21 protein-coding genes and 2 pseudogenes are annotated in these 24,878 nt (G+C 71.8%); 11 read left to right on the forward strand and 12 right to left on the reverse strand.

Going from position 1 to position 24,878, the window contains the following annotated elements; all coding sequences use genetic code 11:
* Nucleotides 1-336 precede the first annotated feature (336 nt).
* From H299_RS0104740 to H299_RS0104765, 6 genes are read left to right on the forward strand one after another with little or no spacing between them, the layout of a single operon-like run.
* Nucleotides 337-2,010 (forward strand): non-ribosomal peptide synthetase, encoded by a 1,674-nt coding sequence (locus tag H299_RS0104740; protein ID WP_037757718.1) that lies wholly within the window; start codon nt 337-339, stop codon nt 2,008-2,010.
* Nucleotides 2,007-3,275, forward strand: a complete 1,269-nt coding sequence (locus tag H299_RS0104745) for an FAD-dependent oxidoreductase (protein WP_027747480.1) — start codon at nt 2,007-2,009, stop codon at nt 3,273-3,275. The genes H299_RS0104740 and H299_RS0104745 overlap by 4 nt, the downstream gene beginning before the upstream one ends.
* The gene (locus H299_RS0104750; RefSeq protein ID WP_027747481.1) at nt 3,269-3,841 is read left to right on the forward strand and encodes a DUF6875 domain-containing protein; all 573 of its coding nucleotides are present in this window, start codon (nt 3,269-3,271) and stop codon (nt 3,839-3,841) included. Before H299_RS0104745 ends, H299_RS0104750 begins: the two co-directional genes overlap by 7 nt.
* Nucleotides 3,838-11,121: a non-ribosomal peptide synthetase gene (locus H299_RS0104755; RefSeq protein ID WP_027747482.1), complete on the forward strand. Its 7,284-nt coding sequence runs from the start codon at nt 3,838-3,840 to the stop codon at nt 11,119-11,121. The genes H299_RS0104750 and H299_RS0104755 overlap by 4 nt, the downstream gene beginning before the upstream one ends.
* 2 nt (nt 11,122-11,123) lie before the next feature.
* Entirely contained in the window at nt 11,124-12,101 is a 978-nt protein-coding gene (locus H299_RS0104760) for a methyltransferase (protein WP_486587147.1), read from the forward strand.
* Nucleotides 12,098-13,222 (forward strand): cytochrome P450, encoded by a 1,125-nt coding sequence (locus tag H299_RS0104765; protein WP_027747484.1) that lies wholly within the window; start codon nt 12,098-12,100, stop codon nt 13,220-13,222. Before H299_RS0104760 ends, H299_RS0104765 begins: the two co-directional genes overlap by 4 nt.
* Before the next feature lie 131 nt (nt 13,223-13,353).
* Here H299_RS0104765 and H299_RS0104775 read toward each other — a convergent pair whose 3' ends face one another.
* Complete coding sequence (locus H299_RS0104775; protein WP_027747485.1) at nt 13,354-14,349, reverse strand: WYL domain-containing transcriptional regulator; 996 nt, start codon at nt 14,347-14,349, stop codon at nt 13,354-13,356.
* Between the two features lie 155 nt (nt 14,350-14,504).
* Here H299_RS0104775 and H299_RS0104780 point away from each other — a divergent pair, with 155 nt between their 5' ends.
* The 3 genes from H299_RS0104780 to H299_RS0104790 all read left to right on the forward strand — a co-directional run bounded on the left by H299_RS0104780 (nt 14,505) and on the right by H299_RS0104790 (nt 16,854).
* Nucleotides 14,505-14,927: a VOC family protein gene (locus tag H299_RS0104780; protein ID WP_027747486.1), complete on the forward strand. Its 423-nt coding sequence runs from the start codon at nt 14,505-14,507 to the stop codon at nt 14,925-14,927.
* Nucleotides 14,928-15,138: 211 nt separating this feature from the next.
* Nucleotides 15,139-16,233: a winged helix DNA-binding domain-containing protein gene (locus tag H299_RS0104785; protein ID WP_027747487.1), complete on the forward strand. Its 1,095-nt coding sequence runs from the start codon at nt 15,139-15,141 to the stop codon at nt 16,231-16,233.
* Nucleotides 16,234-16,272: 39 nt separating this feature from the next.
* Nucleotides 16,273-16,854, forward strand: a complete 582-nt coding sequence (locus H299_RS0104790) for a hypothetical protein (protein ID WP_486587148.1) — start codon at nt 16,273-16,275, stop codon at nt 16,852-16,854.
* A 311-nt stretch (nt 16,855-17,165) separates the two neighbouring features.
* Here the strand turns inward: H299_RS0104790 and H299_RS38900 are convergent.
* The 4 genes and pseudogenes from H299_RS38900 to H299_RS0104810 all read right to left on the reverse strand — a co-directional run.
* Nucleotides 17,166-17,382: pseudogene (locus H299_RS38900) on the reverse strand (IS5/IS1182 family transposase); the annotation flags it as partial.
* A gap of 6 nt (nt 17,383-17,388) precedes the next feature.
* Nucleotides 17,389-17,823 carry a DUF6196 family protein gene (locus H299_RS0104800; protein ID WP_027747489.1) on the reverse strand — a complete coding sequence of 145 codons (435 nt, stop codon included), beginning with the start codon at nt 17,821-17,823 and terminating at the stop codon, nt 17,389-17,391.
* 242 nt (nt 17,824-18,065) lie between these two features.
* A pseudogene (locus H299_RS38020) lies at nt 18,066-18,203 on the reverse strand (IS701 family transposase); the annotation flags it as partial.
* A 279-nt stretch (nt 18,204-18,482) separates the two neighbouring features.
* Nucleotides 18,483-19,463, reverse strand: coding sequence for a WYL domain-containing protein (locus tag H299_RS0104810; protein ID WP_027747490.1), 981 nt, complete (start codon nt 19,461-19,463; stop codon nt 18,483-18,485).
* A 116-nt stretch (nt 19,464-19,579) separates the two neighbouring features.
* Here H299_RS0104810 and H299_RS0104815 point away from each other — a divergent pair, with 116 nt between their 5' ends.
* Together H299_RS0104815 and H299_RS0104820 are read left to right on the forward strand one after the other, a co-directional pair.
* Nucleotides 19,580-20,521: an alpha/beta hydrolase gene (locus H299_RS0104815; RefSeq protein ID WP_027747491.1), complete on the forward strand. Its 942-nt coding sequence runs from the start codon at nt 19,580-19,582 to the stop codon at nt 20,519-20,521.
* A 911-nt stretch (nt 20,522-21,432) separates the two neighbouring features.
* On the forward strand, nt 21,433-21,684 hold the full coding sequence (locus H299_RS0104820; protein ID WP_027747492.1) for a helix-turn-helix domain-containing protein: 252 nt from the start codon (nt 21,433-21,435) through the stop codon (nt 21,682-21,684).
* An 11-nt stretch (nt 21,685-21,695) separates the two neighbouring features.
* Here the strand turns inward: H299_RS0104820 and H299_RS39465 are convergent, their stop codons facing one another.
* The 7 genes from H299_RS39465 to H299_RS0104855 form a co-directional block, all read right to left on the reverse strand.
* Complete coding sequence (locus H299_RS39465) at nt 21,696-21,866, reverse strand: hypothetical protein (RefSeq protein ID WP_158692266.1); 171 nt, start codon at nt 21,864-21,866, stop codon at nt 21,696-21,698.
* Entirely contained in the window at nt 21,863-22,090 is a 228-nt protein-coding gene (locus tag H299_RS0104830; RefSeq protein WP_027747493.1) for a hypothetical protein, read from the reverse strand. Before H299_RS0104830 ends, H299_RS39465 begins: the two co-directional genes overlap by 4 nt.
* Before the next feature lie 66 nt (nt 22,091-22,156).
* On the reverse strand, nt 22,157-22,333 hold the full coding sequence (locus H299_RS39470; RefSeq protein WP_158692267.1) for a hypothetical protein: 177 nt from the start codon (nt 22,331-22,333) through the stop codon (nt 22,157-22,159).
* A gap of 122 nt (nt 22,334-22,455) precedes the next feature.
* Nucleotides 22,456-22,722: a hypothetical protein gene (locus H299_RS32175; protein ID WP_037757721.1), complete on the reverse strand. Its 267-nt coding sequence runs from the start codon at nt 22,720-22,722 to the stop codon at nt 22,456-22,458.
* Nucleotides 22,719-23,147, reverse strand: a complete 429-nt coding sequence (locus H299_RS40185) for a DUF7848 domain-containing protein (RefSeq protein WP_486587149.1) — start codon at nt 23,145-23,147, stop codon at nt 22,719-22,721. Before H299_RS40185 ends, H299_RS32175 begins: the two co-directional genes overlap by 4 nt.
* A complete protein-coding gene (locus H299_RS0104850) occupies nt 23,144-23,452 on the reverse strand; it encodes a DUF6415 family natural product biosynthesis protein (protein ID WP_027747494.1) in 309 nt (102 codons plus the stop codon). The genes H299_RS40185 and H299_RS0104850 overlap by 4 nt, the downstream gene beginning before the upstream one ends.
* Nucleotides 23,453-23,614: 162 nt before the next feature.
* Complete coding sequence (locus H299_RS0104855) at nt 23,615-24,811, reverse strand: helix-turn-helix domain-containing protein (RefSeq protein ID WP_027747495.1); 1,197 nt, start codon at nt 24,809-24,811, stop codon at nt 23,615-23,617.
* Between the last annotated feature and the right edge of the window lie 67 nt (nt 24,812-24,878).

Consider the following 24,878-nt stretch of genomic DNA (forward strand, 5'->3'; position numbering starts at 1 on the left):
ACTCCTCCAGATGGGCCAACCCATTTCCGAGCAGACTTGGTCACGCTCGGCGGCGCGTAACTGATCAGTTCTCGGGAAGCGGCTGCAAGATGCTGGCCAGGTTATAGCACCGCACAGACCGGCGGGACAAAGATTTCATGAGCAAGTTCTCATAATTGCCATTGCTCTCGGCGCACCGGGTGCGCGCCGAGTAAGTACCTCGCCGACTCGTTGACACCGATCCGCGTCATGGGACAGAGTTCCCCCCGTTCCCCTAATGGATTTCCGTGGGTCACGGAGTGTGAAACCGCAGTGGACGCGCGATTAGACAAGGTGAATCCCTTACCGGCCGAGACGATGGTGGGGATGTTCCGGCGCCAGGTCGCCCGGGCCCCGGAGTCGATCGCTGTTGTCACCGGTGACGGCACGCTCTCCTACGGGCAGCTCGACGCCCGCGCATCCGCGGTGGCGGGCGGGCTGCGCGAGCGCGGAGTGGGACCGGACGACATCGTCGCCGTCACGATCCCGCGCGGCGCGGACATGGTGGTGGCCGTCGTCGCGGTGCTCGCCGCGGGGGCCGCGTACCTGCCGGTCGACTCCGCCCAACCGCCGGAGCGGGTGGCCGCCGTGCTCGCCGACGCCCGTCCCGCCCTGATGCTGACGCCGGAGGAGCTGCGGGCGCTGGAGGCCACGCCGGTGTCCGCCGCCCCGCGGGCGGAACCAGATCCTGCGTGCGCCGCCTACGTCATCTACACCTCCGGCTCGACCGGAAGACCCAAGGGCGTGGTCGTTCCCCATGCGGGGATCGCGCATCTCGTCGCGGCGCAGCAGGAACGCTTCGGTGCCCGCCCGGGTGCCCGGGTGCTGCAGTACGCGTCGGTCGGCTTCGACGTGGCCGTCGCCGACCTGTGCATGGCGCTGCTCACCGGGGCTGCGCTCGTTCTCGCGCCGCCCGAGGGCCTGCCGCCCGGCGAGCCGTTCGCCCGGTTCGTCGCCGAGCACGGCGTCACCCACGTGTGCATGCCCCCGAGCGCGCTGGCCACCCAGCCGGACATGGCGCTGCCTTCGGTCGCCTGCCTGATCGTGGCGGGGGAGGCGCTGGGCCCGGACCTCGTCGCCCGGTGGTCTGCCGGGCGACGGATGATCAACGCCTACGGCCCGACCGAGACGACCGCGTGCGCCACCATGAGCGCGCCGCTCGCCGGCGGCCCGGTGGTGCCGATCGGGGCGGCGATCCCCGGCACCGAACTGCGTGTGCTGGACGAGGCGTGCGCCCCGGCCGCCGAGGGCGAGCTGTACGTCGGCGGCGCCGGGGTCGCGCGCGGCTATCTGGGCTGCCCCGGGCAGACCGCGCAGCGGTTCGTCGCCGACCCGTGGGGTCCGCCCGGCTCGCGCATGTTCCGCACCGGCGACCTGGTCCGCGTACTGCCGAACGGCGACCTGCTCTTCCTCGGCCGGGCCGACGATCAGGTGAAGATCCGCGGCCACCGGGTCGAACCGGCCGAGGTGGAGGCCGCGCTCGGCGCTCACCCGGCGGTGGAGCGGGCGGCGGTCGTCGCCCGCTCCGGACCGCTCGGCGCCTGGCTTGCGGGCTACGTGGTGCCGCGCCGCGGGGCGAGCGTGCCGGACCTGCGCGCGCACCTGGCCGAGCGGCTGCCGGAGCACCTCGTCCCGGACATGATCGAGGTGGTCGGGCACTTCCCGCTGACCCCCAACGGAAAGCTGGACCGGGCCGGGTTCGCCGAGCCCGCGCCGCGGGCGTCGGGTGCGCTCGCCGACGACCTCGCCCGGCTGTTCGCCGAGGTGCTGTCGGTGGATTCGGTCGCGCCGGACGACGACTTCTTCGCCCTCGGCGGCACCTCGCTCATGGCCGCCGCGCTGGTCAGCCGGATGCGGGTCGAACTGGCCGTGGAGGCGTCCGTGGCCACCGTGTTCGATGCCGCCACCCCCGCTGATCTCGCCAAGGCTCTGTCCGCGGTGGACCCGGTGGACCCGGTGGCGTCGCTGGACCCGGCCAGGGGCCGGACATGAACGTCGTCATCGTCGGGGCGGGTATGGCCGGAACGATGCTGGCGATCCGGCTGGCCCGCCGCGGCCACCGGGTGGACGTGGTGGAGCGGCGCGGCGACCCGCGCGGCAAGGAGGGCCCGGAGGCCGCGTCGATCAGCGTCGGGCTGTCCGAACGCGGGCGGGCGGCGCTGCGCGATATCGGCCTCCTCGAGGGGGCCCTGGCCGAAGCGGTTCCCATGCGCGGGCGGATCGTCCACCACGGCGGCCGGGCCACCTACCAGCCCTACGGCGCGGACGACACCGAGGTGCTGCACTCGGTCCGCCGCCACGACCTGAACATCGCCCTGCTCGACGCCGCCGAAGCGGTGCCCCGGGTGCGGCTGTGGTTCGGGCACCGCGTCACCGGCCTGGCCGGCACCGAGGTGCGGACCCCGGCCCGGACGTTCTCGGCGGATCTCGTCGTGGGCGCGGACGGCGCGTACTCGACCGTGCGCACGCACCTGCGCCGCCGGGTGCGCGGCGAGTTCCACCAGACGCACCTGGACTGGGGCTACCGGGAGTTCACCATCCCCGCCGTCGACCGGCCGGAGGCGTTGCACGTGTGGCCGAGCAGGCGCGGGCTGGTGGTGGCACACCCCAACCCGGACGGATCGCTGACCGGCACCGTGTTCCTGCCCTTCGACGGCGAGACCGGGTTCTCGGGGCTGCGCGACCCGGCGCGGGCCGGGGCGTTCCTGGCCGAGGAGTTCGGCGACCTGACCGATCTGGTGCCGGACCTGGTCACGCAGTTCCTCGCACACGAGCCGGGCAGCCTGGTCTCGGTGCGCACCGCGCCCTGGCAGCACGACGGTGTCGTCCTCGTCGGCGACGCCGCGCACGCCGTGTTCCCGTTCTACGGCCAGGGAATGAACGCCGCGTTCGAGGACTGCGCGGTGCTCGACGCGTGTCTCGCCGCGTACGCCCCCAGCGACGCGCTCGCCGCCTTCGAGGCACGCCGCCGCCCGCACACCGACGTGCTCGCCGAGTTGTCCGCGCGCAACTTCGTGGAACTGCGCGACCGGGTGCGGTCACCGGTGTTCCTGGCCCGCAAGCGGATCGACTTCGCGCTCGCCCGCCTGCTGCCGGGGTGGCGGACGCTGTACGCGATGATCAGCCACAGCAGCCTCCCGTACGGCGACGCGCTCGCCCGGGCCCGCCGCCAGGACCGCCTCCTCGGCGGACTCGCCGGGCTCGGCGGAGTCGCGCTGCTCGCTGCGGCGCGGCGGAAGCGGAGCGGGAGATGCTGAGCCATCCGGCGGGTGACGTCGCGCTGTTCGAGCCGGACCACCCGGACCTGCCTGCCGCCGCCGAGGTGGTGCTGGCGTGGGCGCGGTCCTACCTGTGCCGGCCGCACCCCGATCTGGGGCGGGGCGGCGACGTCTGCCCGTACACGGCCGTCTCGCTGGAGCGGGGCGCGCTCTTCCTCGCCGTGCATGCCGGACGGCCGGACCTGCGGGCGGTGATGACCGCCTACCGCGACTGGTTCCCCGACCTGCCGCCGCGCGAGGGGCCGCAGGCCAGGTACCGGACGGTCCTGGTGGTGCTGCCGGACGTCGCACCCGTGGACATCGACCGCACGCAGCGGGAGCTGAAGCCCGGGTTCGTGGAACGCGGCCTGATGATCGGCGAGTTCCACCCGGGACCGCCGTCCGCGCCCGGTCTGTGGAACGCGGACTTCCGGCCGATGCGCAGCCCGCTGCCGCTGCTGGCGGTGCGGCACATGGTGGCCGCCGACGCGCCGTTCCTGCGAGCGGACCCGGAGCATCTGGCGGCGTACCGGCGCCGGTTCGGAGACCGGGGGGCGTACCGATGACGCTCCCGCTCCCGCCCGGGGCCCGGCGGCTGTGGTTCCTCGAGGCGTTCGCCGACGGCGCGCCCCTGCACAACAACCCGGCGGTCTTCCGGCTCGCCGGCCCCGTGTCCGTGGACGCGCTCCGGCGCGCGGCGGATCTGGTGGTGGCCCGGCACCCGGTGCTGCGGACCACGTTCGAGGAGGTCGACGGCGAGCCGGTCGGACGGGCGGGACCGGCGGGCGCCGCCGATGTCGTGATGCGGACGGTGCCGGACGCGGAGGCGTTCGCGGCGCAGGCCGTACGGGAGCCGTTCGACCTGCGCACCGGGCCGTTGTTCCGCATCCGTCTGGGCCGGATCACGCCGGCCGACCACGTACTGGTGATCAACACGCATCACGCGGTCGTCGACGGCAGGTCGCTGTCGGTGCTGTGCGGGGAGATCAGTGCCTTGTACGCCGACCCGGCCCGGCCCCTGCCGGACCCTGGAGCGCCGCCGGACACCCTCGACTGCGACCCCTCCCGCCGGGTGTCCGACCTGGCGGGTGTGCCGGACCTGCTCACCCTGCCCACCGACCGGCCCCGCCCCAGGATGCGCGCCTTCCGGGGGGAGCTGCGCCGCCACGCCGTCCCCGAGGGGCTCACCGCGCGGGTCGACGCGCTCGCCCGTGCCACCCGTACCACCCGCTTCGTCGTGCTGCAGGCCGCGTACGCCGCCACGTTGGGCACGACGGCGGGTCAGGACGACGTGGTGGTCGCCACGCTGGTGTCCGGGCGGCCGGGGCCGGAGTTCGCCGACGTCGTCGGAATGTTCGTGAACCCGGTGCCGTTGCGGGTGGGGATCGGCGGCGATCCGACGTTCCGCGAGCTGGTGGACAGGGCCCGCCGCGCGGTCGCGGCGGGACTGGGCGGCGCGGCAGTCCCGTTCGACCGGATCGTCGAGGCGGTCGGTGCCTCCCGCGACCCGAGCCACGCGCCGCTGTGCCAGGCGCACCTCGTGATGCAGGACCCAGCCGAGGTGGTCCTCCCCGGCGTACGGGCCGACCGGATGCTGCCGGACACGGGCACGGCCGACGTCGACCTCACCGTGATGGTGGAGTCCGGCGGCACGGAGATGGCAGTGGTCACCGAGCACGACACGGACCTGTTCGACGGTGCGACGGTCGACGGTCTCGCCGGGCGGCTGCTGGCGTTGCTGGACCGCGCGTGCGCCGGCCCCGATCACCGGCTGTCGGCGCTGACGGCAGGGTCTTCGCCGGTGACTGCACCGGCGGCCGGGCCGGCCGGTGCTCCGGCGCCGTCGACCGTGCTGGAGCTGATCCGGTTCGGCGCGGACGGGCTCGCGGTGGGTGAGTTGTCCTACGCCGAGCTGGAGCGCCGTTCGGCGGCGTTGGCCTCGGTATTGCGGGCGAGGGGCGCCGGGCCGGAGCAGTGGGTCGCGGTGGACCTGCCGCGCGGCACGGACCTGGTCGTGGCCCTCCTCGGGATCTGGCGGGCGGGCGCGGTGTACGTGCCGGTGGAACCGTTGTGGCCCGAGCCGAGGCGCCGGGCGGTCACCGAGGCCGCCCGCGTGGTGCTGACCGAGATCCCGGACCTGCCTAAGGAGTTCGCGCGCGTCGATCCCGGAATCACGCCCGAGTCACTGGCGTACGTGTTCCACACCTCCGGGTCCACCGGCCGCCCGAAGGCGGTGGGCGTGCCGCACCGCGCGGTGGCCGGGATGCTGGCCCGGTCGACGGCGCTGGCGGGGCTGGGCGCGGGGGACGTGGTCGCGGCCATGACTTCCCCGGCGTTCGACATCTCGGTGTGGGAACTGGTGGGGCCACTGACGGTGGGCGCCCGGGTGGCGGCCGTACCGCCGGAGATCATGGTGGACGGTCCCGCGCTGGCGCGGCGTCTGAGGGCCGAGGCGGTCACGGCCGTGCAGGTCACCCCGTCGGTGTGGGCGGTGCTGGTGGCGGCCGGGGGAGTGCCGGAGTGCGTGCGGGTCCGGGTGTCGATCGGGGAGGTGCTGACGCCGGAGCTGGCCGGCTCGCTGACGGCTGCCCCGCAGTCCGCGGTGTCCGCGGCGGAGGAGCACACGGCCCCGGACGCGGCGCCTGGGGCCGAGCTGTGGAACGCGTACGGCCCGACAGAGACGACGATCTGGTCGACCGCCGGACGGGTGCACCAAGGCAGCCGGTTCGGCATCGGCGACCCGCTCGGCGGGGTGGCCGTGTACCTGCTGAACGCGGGCCTGCGGCCGGTGGACGACGACGTGGTCGGCGAGGTGTACGTGGGCGGCTTCCCGCTGGCGCGCGGCTATCTCGGCGCGCCCGGCCAAACGGCGACGAGGTTCGTCGCCGACCCGTTCTCGCCACTCCCCGGCGCGCGCATGTACGCGACGGGCGACCTGGCGCGGCGTCGGCCGGGCGGCGTCGTGGAGTTCGTCGGGCGGGTGGACGCGCAGCTCAAGGTGCGTGGTCACCGGGTGGAGCCGGCCGAGGTGGAGGCGGCGCTGCGGGCGGACCCGGAGGTCGCCGACGCCTGCGTGGCCGGTGACGGCGACCGCCTGGTGGCCTACGTGGTCCCGGCCGCCGGGCCGCCTCGCTGGCCGGTCGTGCGGGAGCGGCTGAGCCGTGTCCTTCCCGCCTACCTGGTGCCGTCGGCGATGGTGTCCGTGGACGCGTTCCCGTTGACCAGCTCCGGGAAGCTGGACGTACGCGCGCTGCCCCCACCGGCGGACGATGTTGCCGCCCCTGATCCCCGCCCGGGGCTGGAGACCACGATCGCGGAGATCTTCGCGCGCCTGCTGGCTCACCCGGTCAACCGCGACGACGACTTCTTCCTCTCCGGCGGCCATTCCCTGGCGGCGGTGAAGGCCGTCGCCGAGATCCGGGCCTCGGCCGGCGTGGAGGTGACGATCAGAACCCTCTTCGCCCACCCCACCGCCGCCGCCCTGGCCGCCGCGATCGAGGCGGGCCAGGGCAGTCCCGGGACTCCGCAGTTCCCCGGCACCCCGGGGCCGGCGCCCGTCCCACCGGGACGGCTTTCCGGCCCGCAGCACGGACTGTGGATCCTCCACGAGGCGGGCCAGGACAACGGCGCCTACGTCGTGCACGCCGCGTTCCGGCTGGCGGGCGCGCTCGACGAGGCGGACCTGCGTGCCAGGTTCGCCCGCATCCTGGCCACCCACCCCGTCCTGCGGTCGGCGATCGTCGTCCATGACGGCACTCCGCTGCTGAGCGCGGCGCCCTGCACGGACGAGTTGTCGGCGAGGGCCTGGCGCACCACCGACCTCAGCGCGCACGCGGACCCGTGGCCGGAGGCCGAACGCCTGGCCGCCCGGGACGCCGACCACCCCTTCGACCTGACCCGGCGCCCGCTGGTGCGAGCCCACCTGATCAGAACCGCCCCCACGACCCATCTCCTGACGCTCACCGCTCACCACATCATCTGCGACGACACCTCGATAGCGAACCTGCTGACGCTCCTGGCCACCGCGGATGCCCAGGGGCCGCGGGCCGCGCTCAGCGCGCGGAGCAGTGCACCGGAACTGCCGGGCCCCGCACCGGCAGCCGTGGGTCCACGGCAGGCAACCACCGCGTTCTGGGCCGAGACACTCCGCGACGCCCCGCCCGTCTCCGGACCCTTGGCCGACCACCCTGCCCCGGCCCGCCCCCGCCGCGCGGGCGTCCCCGGTGCCACCCACCGGTTCACCGTCCCGGCCGGGCTCGCCCACCGTTTCGCCACCTGGTGCCGGGGAGAGCGGGCCACCACCTTCGCCGGTCTCCTCGCCGTCTTCGCCCTCGTCTCCTCCACCCGGGACGGTGGTGACGACCTCGTCGTCGGCGCCCCGGTCAGCACCCGCCCGGCCGGGTGCGACGACGCGATCGGCATGTTCGTGACCACCCTCCCGCTCCGGCTCCGCACGAACCGTCGAGCCACCCCCCGCGACCTGCTCGCCGACGCCACCAAAGTGGTGGCCGACGCGATGGACCACGCCGACATCTCCCTGGCCGACATCCTCACCACGGTCCCCACCCCGCGGGAGGACCACCCGCTGATCCGGACGATGCTGGTCCTCAACCGCGGGACGGCACCCGTCACCTTCACCGGTCTGACCACCACCCCGCTGCCGATCGACCGCGCCACCAGCCGTTTCGACCTCACCCTCCACCTCAGGGAGGGTGAGGGCGACTGGCCCGCCCTCATCGACTACCGCACCGACCGGTACGAGGCGGACACGATCAGCAGAATCGCCGACCAGGTGCTGGCGGTCATGGAGGCCGTGACCCGCCACCCCGGTCTTCCGCTGGCACACCTGGACCTGTTGTCCCCGGCCGACAGCGCCGTCCACACCGCCCTCGGCACGCGGTCCGACCCGGCCTCCCCCGGCGGAGCGGACACCCCGTACACCGGCCCGGCCGCGCACATCCGCCCGGCCGCCACGACGGTGGTCGACCTGATCGCGGCCCACACCGCCCGAACGCCTGACGCCACCGCCGTCCTCGACCTCGCCGCCGCCCCCCTCACCTACCGCGACCTGGACCGCCGATCCTCAGCCGTCGCCCGCCGCCTGCGCGAGGCCGGTATCCGGAGCGAGGACCCGGTCGCGATCACCATCCCGTCCAGCGCCGACGCGATCATCGCGATCCTCGGCGTGCTCAAGGCGGGCGGATGCTTCGTCCCCGTCGACCCCGCCCAGCCGCCCTCCCGCCAGCGCGCCCTGATCACCGCCAGCGGGGCGCGGACCGTCCTGACCCGCGACGCCCTCCCCGCCACCGGCGACCACGAACCTGTGCCCCTCCACCCGTTGCAACTCGCCTACGTCGTCCACACCTCCGGCTCCACCGGCGAACCCAAGGGCGTCGAGGTACAGCACGACACGCTCCTCAACCTCACCACCGCGTTCATCGCCGAACACGGCCTCACCGCCGCGCACCGCCTCCTCATGGTCCCGCCCCCGCACTTCGACGCCGCGTTCGGCGACATCTTCCCGGTCCTCGCGGCCGGAGCCACCCTGGTCATCCACCCCGACCCGGGCGGCCTCACCGGACCGGACCTCCTCAAGCTCTGCGCCGAGCACCGGGTCTCCGCGGTGGACACGGCGGCTCCCCTCTGGCAGCGCTGGGTCGCCGATCTCGCCGGGGAACGCCTCCCGTTGGAGATCATGATGGTCGGCGGCGACATCGTCCCGGCGGCCACCGTCCGGGCGTGGGCGCAGCACGGCATTCCCCTCCACAACCACTACGGCCCGACGGAGGCCACCGTCTGCGCGACCAGCCATCGCACCGTCGACGGCCGCGAGCACCCCACCCGGCTGCCGATCGGCCGCCCGCTGCCACACGTCCGCGTCCACCTCCTCGACCGGACTCTGCGCCGGGTGCCCGTCGGCGTGGTCGGTGAGGTCTACATCGGAGGGATGGCGCCCGCCCGGGGGTACCGGGGATACCCGGCCGCGACCGCCGCGGCCTTCGTCGCCGACCCGTACGGCGCCCACCCCGGCGCCCGCATGTACCGGACCGGCGACCTCGCGAGGCTGAACCCGCGCGGCACGCTCGAGTTCGTCGGCCGGGCCGACGACCAGGTCAAGATCCGCGGCAACCGGGTGGAGCCGGGGGAGGTGGCGGCCGTGCTCGCCGCGCACCCGGCCGTCGCGGAGGCCGTGGTGGTGGCCAGGGGCGACCGCCTCATCGGCTACGTCGGCGCCCCGACCGCGACCACGCCCACACCCGCCCCGGCCGCGACCACGCCCGCCCGGAACGCACCCGGTCCGGCCACCCCCGACTCGCGGGTCGCCGTCCCGGACGCTCCCGGCCTGCGAGCCTTCTGCGCCGCCCGACTGCCCGCGCATCTCGTGCCGGACACCGTGGTCGTCCTCGACGCCCTGCCCACCACAAGCACCGGCAAGGTCGACAGCACCGCCCTCCCCGAACCCCTCACCACCCCCTGTGCCCCGGCAGATCCGCCCCGGACCCCCACGGAGCGGGCGGTCGCCGCCATCTGGGCCACCGTTCTCGACCGGCCCGACGTGGACCGCACCGCGGATTTCTTCGCCATCGGCGGTCACTCGCTCCTCGCCGCCCACGTCCTCGCCGCCGTCCGCGACCGCCTCGGCGTCACGGTGCCGATGCGCACGCTGTTCACCGCCCCCACCGTGGCGGCGTTCGCGGCAGCCGTCGACGACGGTGCCTCGGCGGACCTGCCCACGGTCGACCGCCTGCGCGCCGACGCCGTGCCCCCACCCGGAATCCGCCTCCGCGGCGTCCACCCACCCGGCGTCCCCTCGGCCGGCCCGCCGCGCCGGATTCTGCTCACCGGCGCCACCGGCTTCCTCGGCCGCCGCCTCCTCGACCAGCTCCTGGCCCGGACCGACGCCCGGATCCACTGCCTCGTCCGCCAGGGCTCCCTCGGCCGGCTGCCGGCCGACGACCGCGTGATCCCGGTCCCTGGCGACCTGTCCGCACCCGGCTTCGGCCTGTCCGCGGAGGATCACCACACCCTCACGACCGTGGACGCGATCTACCACAACGCCGCCGTGCCCCACTTCGCCGCGCCCTACGACGCCCTCAAACCCGTCCACGTCGACGCCACCGCCGCGATCCTGCGCCTGGCCGGTGACAGCGGCGCCCCGCTGCACCTGATCTCCACCCTCGGCGTCTTCCTCGGTGACGCCTACGACGGCCGCGTCGTCACCGAGGCCGACGCTCCCGCCGACCCGAGCGGCCTCACCAGCGGCTACGACCTCAGCAAATGGGTGGCCGATGCCATGGCCGCCGCCGCCCGCGGCCACGGCCTGTCCGTCTCGATCCACCGCATCGCGGCCATCGTCGGCGACACCGCCACCGGCGCCGCCGACCCGCGCTCCGCGTTCAGCCGCTGGCTGACCGGATGCGCCGCCGCGGGCGCCGTACCGGACACCGCCGAAGTGCTGGACATGGTGCCCGTGGACACGGTGGCCGCGGCGATCGTCGCGCTCTCACAGGCCCCGAACGACCGCTGCCGGGACCACCATTACCACGGCGACGGCGGCCTCACCCGTGCCGCCCTCGCCGCCGCCCTCACCTCGTACGGCCACCCGACCGAGGTGGTGCCGTACCACCGGTGGCGGGAGCGGATGCTCGCCGACCCGGCCGGGCCCTTCGCCCCGCTCGCCTTCTCCCTGCCCGAACGCCCCCGCCCACACCCGCGGTTCGACTGCTCCCGCACCTGGGCCGCCGCGGCCGGGGCGGGAGTGGGGTTCCCCCCGGCCAACGAGCGAATGCTGCGCAGGCACCTGGACTTCCTCACCGGAGCCGGCGCGCTTTCCGGAAGTGGATGACCATGCCCTTGCCCGAAGAATCCCCTGGTGTCCCGGCTCCGGTACTGGACCGGCTCGGCGCGGCCGGGTACCGGGCCATGATCGCCGGTGTCCGGCTCGGGGTGTTCACCGCGCTGGAAGCCGGCCCGCTGTCCGTCGAGGAGCTGGCCACCACGATCGGCGGTGACCCGCGGGGGGTGCGCAGCCTGGTGAACATCCTGGTGGCCTTCGGCTACCTGCGGCACGACGAGGCCGGAGTCACGACCGCTGCGACGCCCGGCTCACAGGACGTCGAACTGTTCTGGCACGAGGTCCTGTTCGAGCAGTGGGCCGACATCGAGGACACCATCCGTACCGGCACGCCCCGCCGCGGCTTCTACACCTGGCTGAGCGAGCGCCCCGCCCACGCGGCCCGGCTGCGCCGGATGCTCGCCGGCGCCGCCGTGGAACTGGCCGATGACATCGCCGCCGCGCTGCCTCCCGCGGCGACCGTCCTGGACATCGGGGGCGGCCACGGCGACCACACCGTCGAACTGTGCCGCCGTCGCCCGGACGTGCGGGTCACCGTCTTCGAACTGCCCGAGACGGTCACGGCCCTCCGCGAAGACGCCCCGCCGGACCGGGTGACGGCGCGGGCAGGCGACTACCTCACCGACGACCTGGGCTCCGGGCACGACCTGGTGCTGCTGTTCAACGTCCTGCACGGCCACCGCCCCGAGGAGTGCCGCGAGCTGTTCCAGCGCGCGGCGAGATCGCTGTCCCCCACGGGAAGCATCGCCATCCTCGACCACGACCGGGAGCCACCGGCCGGCTCGGGCCCGGCCGCGGCCGGGTTCCTCGGCATGTTCGACCTGACCCTGTGGCAGGGCCACGGCGGCGGCGTGCACCGCTACACCGACCTCGCGGCATGGCTGGGCGAGGCCGGGCTCACCGAGGCGCGGGTCGTACCGCTTGCCGCGTCCCCGCTGGAGAAGCTGCTGATCGCCGGTCGCCCGTCGTGACCGCCGATCCGTACCCGGGCTACGCCTGGTTGCGCGAGCACGACCCGGTCTGCCCCGTCAGCGGCCCGCACGTCCCGGGCCGGATGTGGCTGGTGACCCGGTACGACGACGTCCGCGCCTGCCTGGCGGACCGCCGCCTGGGCAGCGGCGCGCCGGTCAACCCCGACCCGCACCTGCCCGGACTGTCCAACCTGGACGACCCCGGGCACACCAGGCTGCGCCGGCTCGTCGCCGCGGCGTTCACCCCCGCCGCAGTGTCCCGGCTGCGCGAGCGCACCGCCCGGACCTGCGCGCACGCCCTCGAGGCGTTCGCCGGACGGGGACGCGCGGACCTCGTCGCCGAGTACACCCGGCAGGTACCGGTTGCCGTCATGCACGACCTGCTCGGCGTCCCGGAAGCCGAGCGAGCGCCCGCCGCCGACGTGCTGGAGATGTGGTTCGGCGCGAAGTTCCAGCAGCCGCGTGACGAGGTGAAGCTGGCCGAGGTGCTGGGATACGTCCGGAAGCTGGTGGCCTACAAACGCTCGCACCCGGGGGACGACCTGCCGACGCGGTTGATCGAGTCGGGCGCGCTGACCGGGGAGGAGCTGGAGGTGATGGTCATGACGCTGATCGGCGCCGGCCACATCACCACGATCCAGTTCCTCGGTACCACCATCCTGCGCCTGCTCGACGACCCCGGCCGGCGAGCCGCCCTGCTCGGCGGCGACGTCGACTGGTCCCACGCGATCAACGAGCTGCTGCGCCTGGACTCGCCGTCGCATGTGGCGGAATACCGGTATGCGGGCGAGGACATGACGATCGCGGACGCCCGCGTGAGGGAGGGCGACGTGGTGCTGCTGTCGCTGGCGGCGGCGAACCGCGACCCGAACCGGTTCCCCGACCCCGGCGCCCTGGACCTCACCCGTGACGCCCGCCCGCACCTGGCGTTCGGCCACGGCGCGCACACCTGCCTGGGCAGCCATCTGGTGAAGCTGGAGACGGAGATCGCGATCACCACGCTGTTCGGTCGGCTGCCGGATCTGACCCTGGACATCCCGAGCGGCGAGGTCGACTGGGAGTACGCCCCGACGTTCCGCGGCCCGCGAACCCTCCCGGTCACCTTCACGCCCCCCAAGTAGCGGGTCTCCCAAGGTGTATCCGGATGCGGCTGGACGGGCTGATCGACGAGCCCCGCTCCGGCAGGCCGGCTCCGATCCTGCCCGACCGGGTCGAGGGGCGCGCCGCCGGTACACGGTGACGGGGTGGAGTGTCAGGTCCGCGGCGTCGGATCGATGCCTCGTCTCGTGGCGCGGACGTAGCGGGCGGCGAGGTCGGCGAACGCGGTGGCCAGTTGGGGCGGGCCGATGACGTCGACATCGGTGTCGAAGCGGCCGATGGTCGCGGCGAGTCCGGTCCATGACCAGGAGCCGAGGACAAGTCGGCAGCGGTGGGAGTCGAGTTCCTCGACGATTCCGTCCTGGGCGAAGGGCGCGATGTCGGCGGCCGGGCGGTGAAGAATGACTTCGCCCAGGCAGGGCCAGTCGGTGGTGGTGCCCTCGTTGCCGCGGAATCGGCTGACGATGAAGGTGGAGACGTTGCCGCCGGGGAGCTCGCGGGGGGCGAAGCGGGGGCCGGTGGGTGTGCGGGGCCGGATGCGGTCGACGCGGAAGGTGCGCCAGTCCTCGCGGTCGAGGTCCCAGGCCACGAGGTACCAGTGATGACGCCAGGTGACCAGGTGGTGGGGTTGCACGCGGCGAGGAGCGTCGGCTGAGGTGCTCGGGCCCGGGGTGTAGTCGAAGCGCAGTTCCTCGCAGGCGTGGAGGGCGCGGCTCAGGTCCACCAGGACGCGGGTGTCGACCTGAGGAACGTCGCGGGCCGCGGGCAGTGGGACGGCGGTGACGCGCAACAGGTCGATGCGGTGACGCAGCTGCGGTGGCATGACCTGGCGGAGCGTGGCCAGGGCGCGGAGGGCGTCCTCGGCGACGGTGGTGCCGGTGGCTGCGGTCTGCAACGCGACGGCCAGGGCGACGGCCTGGCCGTCGTCGAACAGCATGGGTGGCATGTGCGCGCCGGCCTCCAGACGGTAGCCGCCGGCCGGCCCCTTGACGGTCGTGATCAGGTAGCCGAGTCCGCGCAGCCGGTCGATGTCACGGCGCACGGTGCGCGAGGTGATGCTCAGGCGGCCGGCGAGATCCTCGCCGGACCAGTCACGGTGCGTTTGAAGCAGCGAGAGCAGCGCGAGCAGCCTGGAGGATGTTTTATGCATGAGATCCATTTTCCGCTCGGTAGCGGACACGTCCTGTCCGCTACCTCCGCCAGGGTGGCACATGAGCCGTTCGGGAGGCATCGCTCCTGGCCACGGCGGCCGCCGGGCTCGGACGGTCGGCGGCGTATCCGTCACATCGAGGCAAGGAGCAGGTCATGCCCGTCACGACCACCACTCACCTGAACTTCCGGGGCTCTGCACGGGAGGCGCTGGACTTCTACGCGTCCGTCTTCGGCGGACATACTGTCGCGGTCACCTACAAGGACGCGGGCGCCGTGCAGAACGAGAGCGAGGCGGACTGGGTGATGTGGGGCGAGGTGGCCGGCGACAACGGCTTCCACGTCATGGCCTACGACGTGCCCTCGCCACTGCCCTGGAACCAGGGCGAGAACCCGTTCTTCGTCTCCGTACGCGGTGACGACGCCAAGGAGATCAGCGCCCTGTGGGGCAAGCTCGCCGAGGGCTCGGCCATCGTGCGTCCGCTGGGGAGCGCGCAGTGGGCGCCGCTGTACGGCATGCTCACCGACCGCTTCGGCGTCAACTGGGTCCTGGACGTCACCGCCCCGTACGACGGCTGAACCGGCCCACCTGGCATGCCCGCGCCGTCCGGTCCGCCGCAGCCACCGAACCCGTACAGCAGCGAAGGTGAACGGGACACGGTGCGGATGCGGAAGCGGTGGACGGACGGGCATCGGAGTCAGCGCCTACCGCCTGGGCACCACGTGCCAGCTCGACAACCTGCCCGCCGGGTGCCACCCCCGCCTCGGCGAGCCGCAACAGGAGAACGCAATGACCGTCCTCGACAGCCGCGCCCTCAACCGCGCCACCCTCGCCCGCCAGCACCTGCTCACGCGCAGCGACACCTCCGCGCCCGAGGCGGTGGCCCACCTGTGCGGTCTGCAGGCTCAGGAGCCCCAGGAACCCTTCATCGGGCTGTGGTCGCGCCTGACCGACTTCAAGCCCGAGCAACTGGACGAGGCGCTCACCGGCCGCACGGTGGTGCGCACCCACATGATGCGCCGCACCGTCCACCTCATCACCTCCGCCGACGCAATCGCCTGGCGCGCCCGTCACGACGCCATGCTGCGCCAGCGAGGGCTGGGAGCCTACCGGCGCGAACTGGCCGGTATCGACGTGGACGAGGTCGCCGCCGCCGGCCGCGCGGTCATGGCCGACCGGCAGCCCCGCACGATGAGCCAGCTCGTACAAGCCCTCGAAGACCGCTGGCCCGGCCCGCCACGCCGCGCGCTGGGCGAACTGCTCGTCGCGGCCCTCATCCCCATGGCCCAACTCCCGCCCCGCGGTCTGTGGCACCGGACTGCCAACGTGCGCAACCTGCCGTTGGCCACCTGGCTGGAACGGGACATCGCCCCCCTGCCCGCCGACGACAGTGATCCCGTCGGGCAGCAGCTGCTACGCCGCTACCTCGCCGCCTACGGGCCCGCCGCCGGTGCGGACCTGCGCGCCTGGTGCGGCCTGGCCGGTCTTCCCGCCGCCGTCAAGGCCGCCCGAGAAGAACTCGTCGCCTTCCGCGACGAACGCGGCCGTGAACTGCTCGACCTGCCCGACGCACCCCGCCCCCACCCCGAGACCCCTGCCCCCGTCCGGTTCCTCCCGGCTTTCGACAACGCCATCCTCGGCTACCGCGACCGTAGCCGCATCATCGACGACCCCCACCTCGGTCTGTCCGTCGCGGGCCATCGCACCGTCCTTGTCGACGGCCGCGTCACCGCTACCTGGACCGTGCGCAGCCACCAGCTCCGCATCAGCCCCCTGAGGCCCCTCACCGCCCAGGAGCAAGAAGCCGTCCACGCCGAAGCCCAGGACCTGGCCACGTTCCTGGACGAAGGCATCGCGCACATCCAACTCGACGCCCAGAACTGACGATCACGCGCTTCAGGACCCGGCCTGACGGGCCCTCGGATGACGCTGGTTCGGCATCGCGATCATCTGCCGTGCCTCAACTGCTCGCAGCGCCGCGGGCGGACAGATATCGGATCGCTTGAGGTGGTCGCCGGCTGGTGGGAAGTTTCAGCGCTGCTGCGGGCCGAGGCGGTCTCGCACGCGATCATCGACGGTGACTTCATGGGGCAGGTGCATCCTGCACCGGAGGGGGACCCTCACCGCGCGGCGATTACCGAGAGCAATCTGACTGCCGTGTGGGCGAACTTCGCCCAGCGCGGCTACCGACGCCTGATCTATACGAACACCATGAGTGTGCTTCCTGAGTCGACAGGCATGTTCGAGCGCGCCATGGGGGTCAGGGTGGGGATCGTACGAGTCCTGCTCACCGCCTCCGATGCCACCGCCCGCGAACGGCTGGTGGGCCGAGAACTCGGTTCAGAACTGGAACAGGAGCTGGAAGGAAGTGTCCGCAAGGCACGGCTCCTGGATCAGCGGGCCCCCGCGCAGACCGTGCGAGTGGCGACGGACGGACGGCCTGTCGTGGACATCGCGTGGGAGGTGGTGGCCGCCACCGGTTGGGCGGGGACTCACAGATCATGAGCGTGTTGGCGTGCCGGTCCGGGAACGGCCACGGCCGCCGGTGATCATCAGTCCTGCCCGTGGGCAGGACAGGTTCGAGGCGCTGAAGGGCCGCATCGCGCCGCGGTTCGCGCGGGTGGAACCGGCGGCGCCGGGCCCGGGAGTTCGCCCTTGGCCTGTTGTCGGACCTTCCGAGCGGCCACGGGGCCCGGCGGCCCGTGGCGCTCCTACGGTGACGGTCCTACCGTGGTGCGCATGACCGGCCTTCCCGTCCCGGTGCGCGTCAAGGTGCGGCTACCCAGATCCACGTGAGGAGCCGGACGGGCGGGCGCCCGGCCACGGTCGACGGGACTTCGTCCCGTCTTGGAGCCCCGTTCAACGCCCGGATATGGGAGCCGTCAACCACTGCCGGGAGAAGTCCAGGGCGTTCGCGCCACGGAGCTTGGCGAGGAGGACCTCGTGCAGCCAGGGCCACACACCGGCCTCGGTCCATTCGGCGAGGCGCCGCCAGCAGGTCATGCCCGAGCCGAAGCCGAGTTCCCGCGGCAGAACAGGTCAGCTGTCTCGTAGCGTCCTGACGACCGCGATGGCCTGATCCAGCAAGTCGATGGGACAGCCCCAGTAGTCGTAGATGCCGCCGCGGGCGCGGTTGCTGCCACAGACAACAAATACACCGGTTCCCAGCTCAGCCTTGAGGTGGGTGGCCAGCCAGCCGACGAAACCGCTGTTGTCCGCATGGTCGGCGAAGTGGAAGGAGAAGATTCCGAAGCGTTCGACGTCATCGCCCTCCTGGGTGAGCGGGCCCAGGCGGCTCCAGCTCTCCTGGTCCCGAACGACTGCCAGCGTCTCGGCGGTAAGCGCTGGCGGCTGGTCGGCCGGAGACTCTTCGAAGCACCAGACGCCGTCGTGCACGACGAGGTCAGCCCGGGCGATCACACGCCGTAGCCGCTGCTCGGTCTTTGCTGCGCTCTCCGTACTCACACTGACCATCAGCGGGACTCCTTGATTCGGAAGCGTGATCCCCCCCGGGGATCATCGTGCGATCGCCTCCTCTGTCGGGAGACCGACTTCAGACAGGGCAACCGTCGTAGCAACGTCCTCTCTGTCTCGTCTATTTCGCAAGCGGCCTTCCTCGTCCCGGGAGCCTCCGACGGGCAAGATCGTGATCTCTACGTGGTGGCTGCCTGTCGTCGCTAGTGGCCGGCGCGCGCTCGGGCCGGACTGCCAGGGTGAATGAAGAGTCGCTGTATCTCGTTGAAGGACAGCGGGATCAGCCCGTCGGGGGTGACGTGCTGGGAGTATTCCTCGGCCCGAACCACGGTGAGGAAGGCGTGGGCGAGCATGGCCAGAGTGACCCAGCGGGTCCAGGAGGGATCGACCGGATTCGGCAGAACAGGCGTCGTGTCCGCCGCATGGGTTGGCTCTCACCTCCCCGACGGTCCGGCGTCGACCTGCATACCGATGCCGCCGCCGCGGGGGTGGCGGCAGCATCGGAGCGATGCGGGTCCACAGGTCATCGGGCACAAGATCGCTGATCACGCCCCAGAAGCGTGGCGGAAGACCTCGCTGAGGTGGGGCGATCAGGCCGAGCGCGATCGCGTAGCCGTCCAGCGTGGGCGGGACCTGCCGCTCCAGGAAATCGTCGGGCTTCAAGACGGGTGAAGGTCTCCGCTGGTGCGCGGCCGGCCGTATCGTTCGACGAGGGCGTTGCCGATCGAGGCCAGGCGGTCTCGGACGCTCGGAGGGCCGGTCACCTCCACCCATTCGATCAGCCCGGAGAGCTCGCCGGCGAGGATGTACTCATTGGGGCCGCGGATCACGACCTCGATGCGGCCGTCGGTCGTGGAGCCTCCCACGTCGAGCCGGTCGCCGAGCGCCATCCGGAGTATGCCTGTCCCGTCAGGTGTGCATACCGCCTGGACCTCCAGCGGCGTTCGTTTGCGATCGACCTCTTCGGCGATCTCATTCCAGCTCTCGGCAAGGTTGAAGTCCCCGGGTCGGTGCACGGGGTCGCCGGTCGTGTCGGCGGACGACACGCGGTCGATCCGGAATACCCGTCGGCCGGTCTCGGTGTTGGAGACGAGGTACCACACAGGACCTTTGGCGATGATGCCCAGCGGGTGGACGGTTCTCCGGGTTTTGACGCCATTGCTGTCGACGTAGCCGAGCGACACCTGGACGCCGCTGATCACCGCGTCCTGGAGTTCGTCGAGGAAGCGGGGCGGCCGGTGCTCGATCCGGCTCGCCCCCCATCGCTGCGGGTCTACGACCAGCGACGACGCTGCTGCCTCGGCCTGCACCTGGAAGGGCTTCGGTAGAGCGTGGACGAGCTTGCGCAGAGCTGCTTTCACCGCTGGCGTCGCATCCGAGGCCGGGCCGACAGCCAGGAACAGGGCGCGTGCCTCACTGGCGGTCAACCCGGACAGGTCGGTACGAGCGCCGCCCACGAGGCGCCAGCCGCCGCCTCGGCCCTGCACGGAGTACACCGGCACCCCGGCCATGGCCAGGGCGTCGAGGTCGCGGCGGGCGGTGCGCTCCGAGACGTCCAGCTCCCGGGAGACTTCCGCGGCTGTCACCTGCTCGCGCCGTTGCAGCAAGAGAAGTATGGCCACCAGCCGATCGGATCGCATACAGACAAAACTCTCATAAAAACCGGTCACAAGGTGACCGGTTTGGATAGCAAGCTGGCGACATGACCTCATCGAGGAGGTCTATCGCCGGCGAGCGCCCTCAGAGAGGAAGTGCAGTGTTCAACCAAGCAGAATTTCCCGAGCCCACCCTCATCCAGGTCAACGGTGTGGAGCTGGAAGTCTTCGAAGCAGGTCGGGAAAACAAGGGCAAGCCCATCGTGCTCTGCCACGGCTGGCCGGAGCACGCCGTCACCTGGCGTCGCCAGCTGCCCGTCCTCGTCGCTGCCGGTTACCACGTCATCGCGCCGAACCAGCGGGGATATGGCAATTCCTCCCGCCCGGCCGAGGTGACCGACTACGACATCGAACACCTGACGGGCGACCTCGTCGCGCTCCTGGACCACTATGGCTACGAGGACGCCACCTTCGTCGGCCACGACTGGGGCGCGTTCGTCGTCTGGAGCCTGGCCCAGTTGCACCCCGGCCGGGTGAACAAGCTGATCAACCTGAGCCTGCCGTACATGGAACGCGGAGAAACACCATGGATCGAGGTCATGGAAACCTTGCTCGGCGGCGACTTCTACTTCGTCCACTTCAACCGGCAGCCGGGCGTCGCGGACGCCGTGTTCGATGCCAACACCTCCCAGTTCATCCGCAACCTCTACCGGAAGAACGTGCCCCCCGCGCTCCCTGAGCCGGGCATGGCATTCATCAATCTCGCCAAGGCGGAAGCACCGCTCGGTGAGCCCGCTATGAGCGAGAGTGACCTGGCCGTCATCATCTCCGCGTTCGAGACGTCGGGATTCACCGGCGGCATCAACTGGTACAGGAACCTCGACCGCAACTGGCACCAACTGGCGGACGCGGACCCGATCATCAAGCAGCCCACCCTCATGATCTACGGCGACCAGGACTGGGCGAGCCCGAGGTTCGAAAGACTGGCAGAGTTCGTGCCCAACGTGGATGTGGTCGGCCTGGACTGCGGTCACTGGATCCAGGGGGAAATGCCCGAAGAAACCAACCGCGTGATCTCAGAATGGCTGGACCGGCAGGGCTAGTGTCTCGTGATCCGGTTCGTATCACGTGAAGGCCCCGAGGCAGGACAAAGTGACAGGCCATTGGCCGCCAGCCCGGTCGCGCCTGTCCACACTGGGTGGCGCCGCCACTGGTGCGGCCGCGGTGGTGGGTGCTGAGCGGCGATTTCCGCACGATCACCGGGGCAGGTCGCTCGCTCAGCGCCCACCTCTCCCCGGCGGCTCCCATTCCGTCGGCGCCCCTGAACGCTTCGCTGAGGGTGTCGCAGGGAACTCACCAGCCCGGTCCCGTACGTGATGATCATGGTCACTGGTCGCACGTAGTCTGATCAGGGCTTTTCCCTGTACCGTGTCCCCAGGTGGTCCCGCCGACGTACCGTCAGGCTGATGTCGTGTCAGGTAAAAGATAAAGGCGCCCTGAGCTGGGATTACTCCCTGCTCAGAGCGCCTTCGTACACCGTCGGGACGACAGGATTTGAACCTGCGACCCCTTGACCCCCAGCTTAGCCAGCTGGGAAGAGCCATCGCGTCTGGCGATGCTGTGACCTGCCTGTATGGGTGATGTTTTGGCAGGTCAGGGTGGGTGCTTCGACTCCTGGTGCTGCGATCTTGCGTTCTGCCTACACTCTCAGATCGCTTTGAGTACAGCCTGAATACGCAAGATCAACTCCCCGTTGGCTCCCAGAACATGGCGCGGCCCCCTCCTGGGGGGAGAGGGCCGCTGTGCCGGGGCTCAGAGCAGGGGACCACCCGACTCGTCCCCGGCACGTCTCTTACTTGTTCAACTACGCCTTGGTCGAGCCGTCACGCCCCACGGGCAGTGACTTGTGTCACTGGCATATTTGCTGATGACTGCTTACCCCGGCAGATCATGATCCAAAACTGTACGGTTTACGATACAGACTTTCGATCTTGGTCTGGTGAGCGTTGGCGGAGTGCCGTCTGCCACCCCGCCGCCCGCCTGGATCGTCGCCCAACGCCAGATCACAGGCGACCGAATCCGAGCCGCCCGCATAGCGCGCAACCTCACCCAAGAACGTCTCGGCGAGGCGGCCGACATCGACCGGCAGGCGATCAACCGGATCGAGCAGGGGCACGCGTCGCCGCGGCTGGACACGCTCCTGCGGATCGCGGATGCGCTGGAGGTGCCGCCCTCAGACTTGGTCGCCAGCGAACGGGCGCGCTGACCGGGCCGAGGTCAGCGGACGGCGGCGGTGTACGCGAGGAGTGCCACCCCGGCCGCGACGATCAGCGCGAGGCAGATGCTCCAGGCGGGGACGCCGAAGAAGCGGGTGCCGTCGCTGTCCTCGTGTGGCTCGGGATTGGTGCACTCGGGGTCGGCGCACAGGCCGACGGTGCGGATCTTCACGCGGATCGCCTCCGGGCTCGGGTGAGGACGGTCGCCACGATACCGACCGCGACCGCCGGTAAGGGTAAGGCGACCATGCAGCCGGACGAGCCGCCCGCGGTGCCCTGGTCGCCGCCGGGTGGGGGCTTGCTGTGCTTGCCGCCGGCGCCGTCCTTGACGTGCTTGCCCTTGGGCGGACGGTTCTTCCCGCTGGCCTTGTCCTCGTACTCGCCGTAGTCGCTCACGGGTCTCCTTCGGGTGGGTGGGGCCGGGTGGTGCCGCCGCCGGGAGGCACCACCCGGAGCGCGGGGTCAGCGGTTGGTCTCGTTGTGGCGGATCTTCAGCTCGTCCGCGCGCGTCTCCGCGACGTGGGTAGCGATGGCCTTGAGCTGCGGATCATCGGTCTCCCGGGCCTCGCGTGACGCGGCCCCCATTTCGGCAATCAGCTCGTCGGTGTCCCGCTGCTCGTGCGGCCTGCGCTTGCTCATGACGGCTCCGCTCCTCGGCGTGGTGGTGGGTTGCCCCCGGGCCGCGCGGTGACGTGGCGCGGGCCGGGGACGGGCTCCGGGTGGCCGCGCCGGGGGCGGTCACGGCGGGCCGGAGCCGGTCTTCACGCCGCATCCGGCGGCGGCGGTGCGGGCCGCAGGCGCGGGGCTGTGCGTCCCGCGTCGAGCGTGGCGAGGTCGTCGGCGAGCCAGCGGTGGCCCACGCCGTGCAGCAGCAGCGTCCGGGCGCACGGCAGGCAGCCCAGCGGGACGCGCCCCGGGCCGGAGCCGCTTTCGATGTAGGCCACCGCGACCCGCTCCGGCGCGTGCTCACCGCACAGGCAGCACACCCCGGCGGGTTCGATGAGGTCGTCTGCGGTGACGGCTGTCATGGGGTCCTCGGCTCGGTGGGGATGGTGCGCCAGGGGCGGCGGATGATCTCCCGGTAGATGGTGTGGGTGGGCAGCCGTCCGCTGTGCTCGAGGGCCCAGCGTTGGGCGGCGGCGAAGTCCGTGTAGCCGGCGGAGGTTTTGGCGCAGATGGTGCACTGCATGGCGTGGGTGACGGGTTCGGCGTCGGGGTGGTGGTCGGGGGTGCAGTGCCACTGGCGTGGGGGCTCTGCGGCTGGTGGTGCGGGGCTGTCCAGGGGGACGTTGACCAGGAGGCGGTAGGTGATGCCGCCCTCGAAGAAGAGCAGCTTGTCCCCGCCCGGCAGGGCTCGCAGGTTGAGTACGACGCGTGGGGCGCCGTAGACGCGGACGGTGTCCCCGATGTGCACCGTCTGCGCCGACACCACCGCCTCGGGCCGCCGGCTCACCGCGGGGCCTCGTCTTCGTCTTCGAGGTAGGCGAGGAGGGCGCGGCAGTCGGTGGTCAGGAGGAAGCAGTGCGCGTGCGCGATCACCGGCGTGGTCGCGGGCGGCCAGTCGAGGGTGTGCCGCACCATGTCCAGCCGGGAGCGCTTCTGCCACCAGGCCAGCGAGCCGTGCCACAGGTCCTCCGCCTTCGCTGCTGCCTCGGCTGCGGCTAGGAGCGCGGTGGCGTGGGCGCGTAACTCCTTCTCGAGCGGCGCCAGATCGGGTCGGCCGGGGTCGGCGAGCGCGGCCTGCGCGCGGTCTATCACCGCCCTCACCACAGCGGCATCGGGCGGGGCAGGCACAGGTGGGGCGGGCGGCATCGGGCACCCCCGGGAGAGTGAGTGATCAGGTACTCACAGACCGTAGAGAAGGGTGTCGTGTGGTCACCATGACAATTTCCCGGCGCCGCACCACCAAGTATCAAGATTTCACAGCGGGAGCCTCACAGCGTCGGCCAACTCCCGCATCTGCGGCGTCAGCGTCCGGCGCCTCGCGACCACATCCGACATGATGTCTCGCGCGTACCGCTGCTTCCCGAGCCACTGCGGAGCATCCGTCCGGATCTCATCCAAGATGCCTACGCACGCATCCGCTTCACGGAGCCGCAGATGGGCGTGGGCGACATCCAGCATGTGCCGATAGTGCCCGCTCTTCCCACCGCCGCGGGCTGGGCGCCAGCCCCGAACCTCCTGATGCAGAGTCAGCACCCGGTCTGGCCGCCCCTTGATCGTGGCGTGCTCCGCACGCTGTTGTACCACCGTGGAGGGCCCGAAGTGCCGCATGTAGTCCGGGCCCGTGATCACGTCGCGGCCTAGGGCCACGGCCGCCATCTGCGCCATACGCGTCGCTCGCTCCGCCTCCTTCGGGCGGTTGTCCCGCACAGCGGCGGCAGCCACACGGAGCATGAGCCCACCCCAGGCTGCCCACTCCTCCGGCCGGGCCGTCGACACGCGGGGCTCCACCTCTGCCGCCCACCTCGTAGCCAGCTCCCCGACCACGCTCAACTGCCCCTGCGACAGCAGAGCCTGGCACTGCGAGTTGATGCTCGCGGCGCTCTCCAGCGCAGTGTCTGACAGGCTCAGTGCCCGCTGGAGCGCGAGGTCCGCCGACTCACGCTGTCGGGCTTGCCCCAGCAGAGAGCCTGCCACCTGGTAGACCTGCACGCGCAAAGGGCGAGCTTCCGGCACATCGGCCAGAGCCTCCGCGTCCCGGATCAGCGCGGGCAGCAGCCCGGCCAGTTCGGCGTATCGCTCCGTTGCGAAAAGGGCGCGGGCGCCAGCGAGTGTGCCGGCCACTCCGACCTGCGTGGGTTGCTCGTCGCCCTGCTGAGCGGGCGGTGTTTCCAGAGCCCGGCTCACCTGACGCCACGGCGAGGCGGCTGGTTCAGCGGAGTGCGCTGCGTCGTGCCCGTCCCTGCTCACCAGGTCAGAGGTGGCGACATCGAGGGCGACGGCGAGACGGTGGGCGGTTTCCAGGCGAGTGTTCAGCAGCTCCCCCTGCTCCAGCTTGCTGACCAGGGACAGAGAGACGCCGGATGCACGAGCCAGCTCCCTCTGGCTCATTCCGCGCCTTTTCCGGGCTCCTCGAATTCGGGCGCCGATGTGCGTGTCACTGCTTTCGGGCATACTGGTGCTCCTCGTTCTGGTGTCGGGCAGACACCCAGAACGGTACGCCCGCCCCGCAGTTGGGTGG

This window comes from Streptomyces sp. CNH287 (assembly GCF_000424825.1).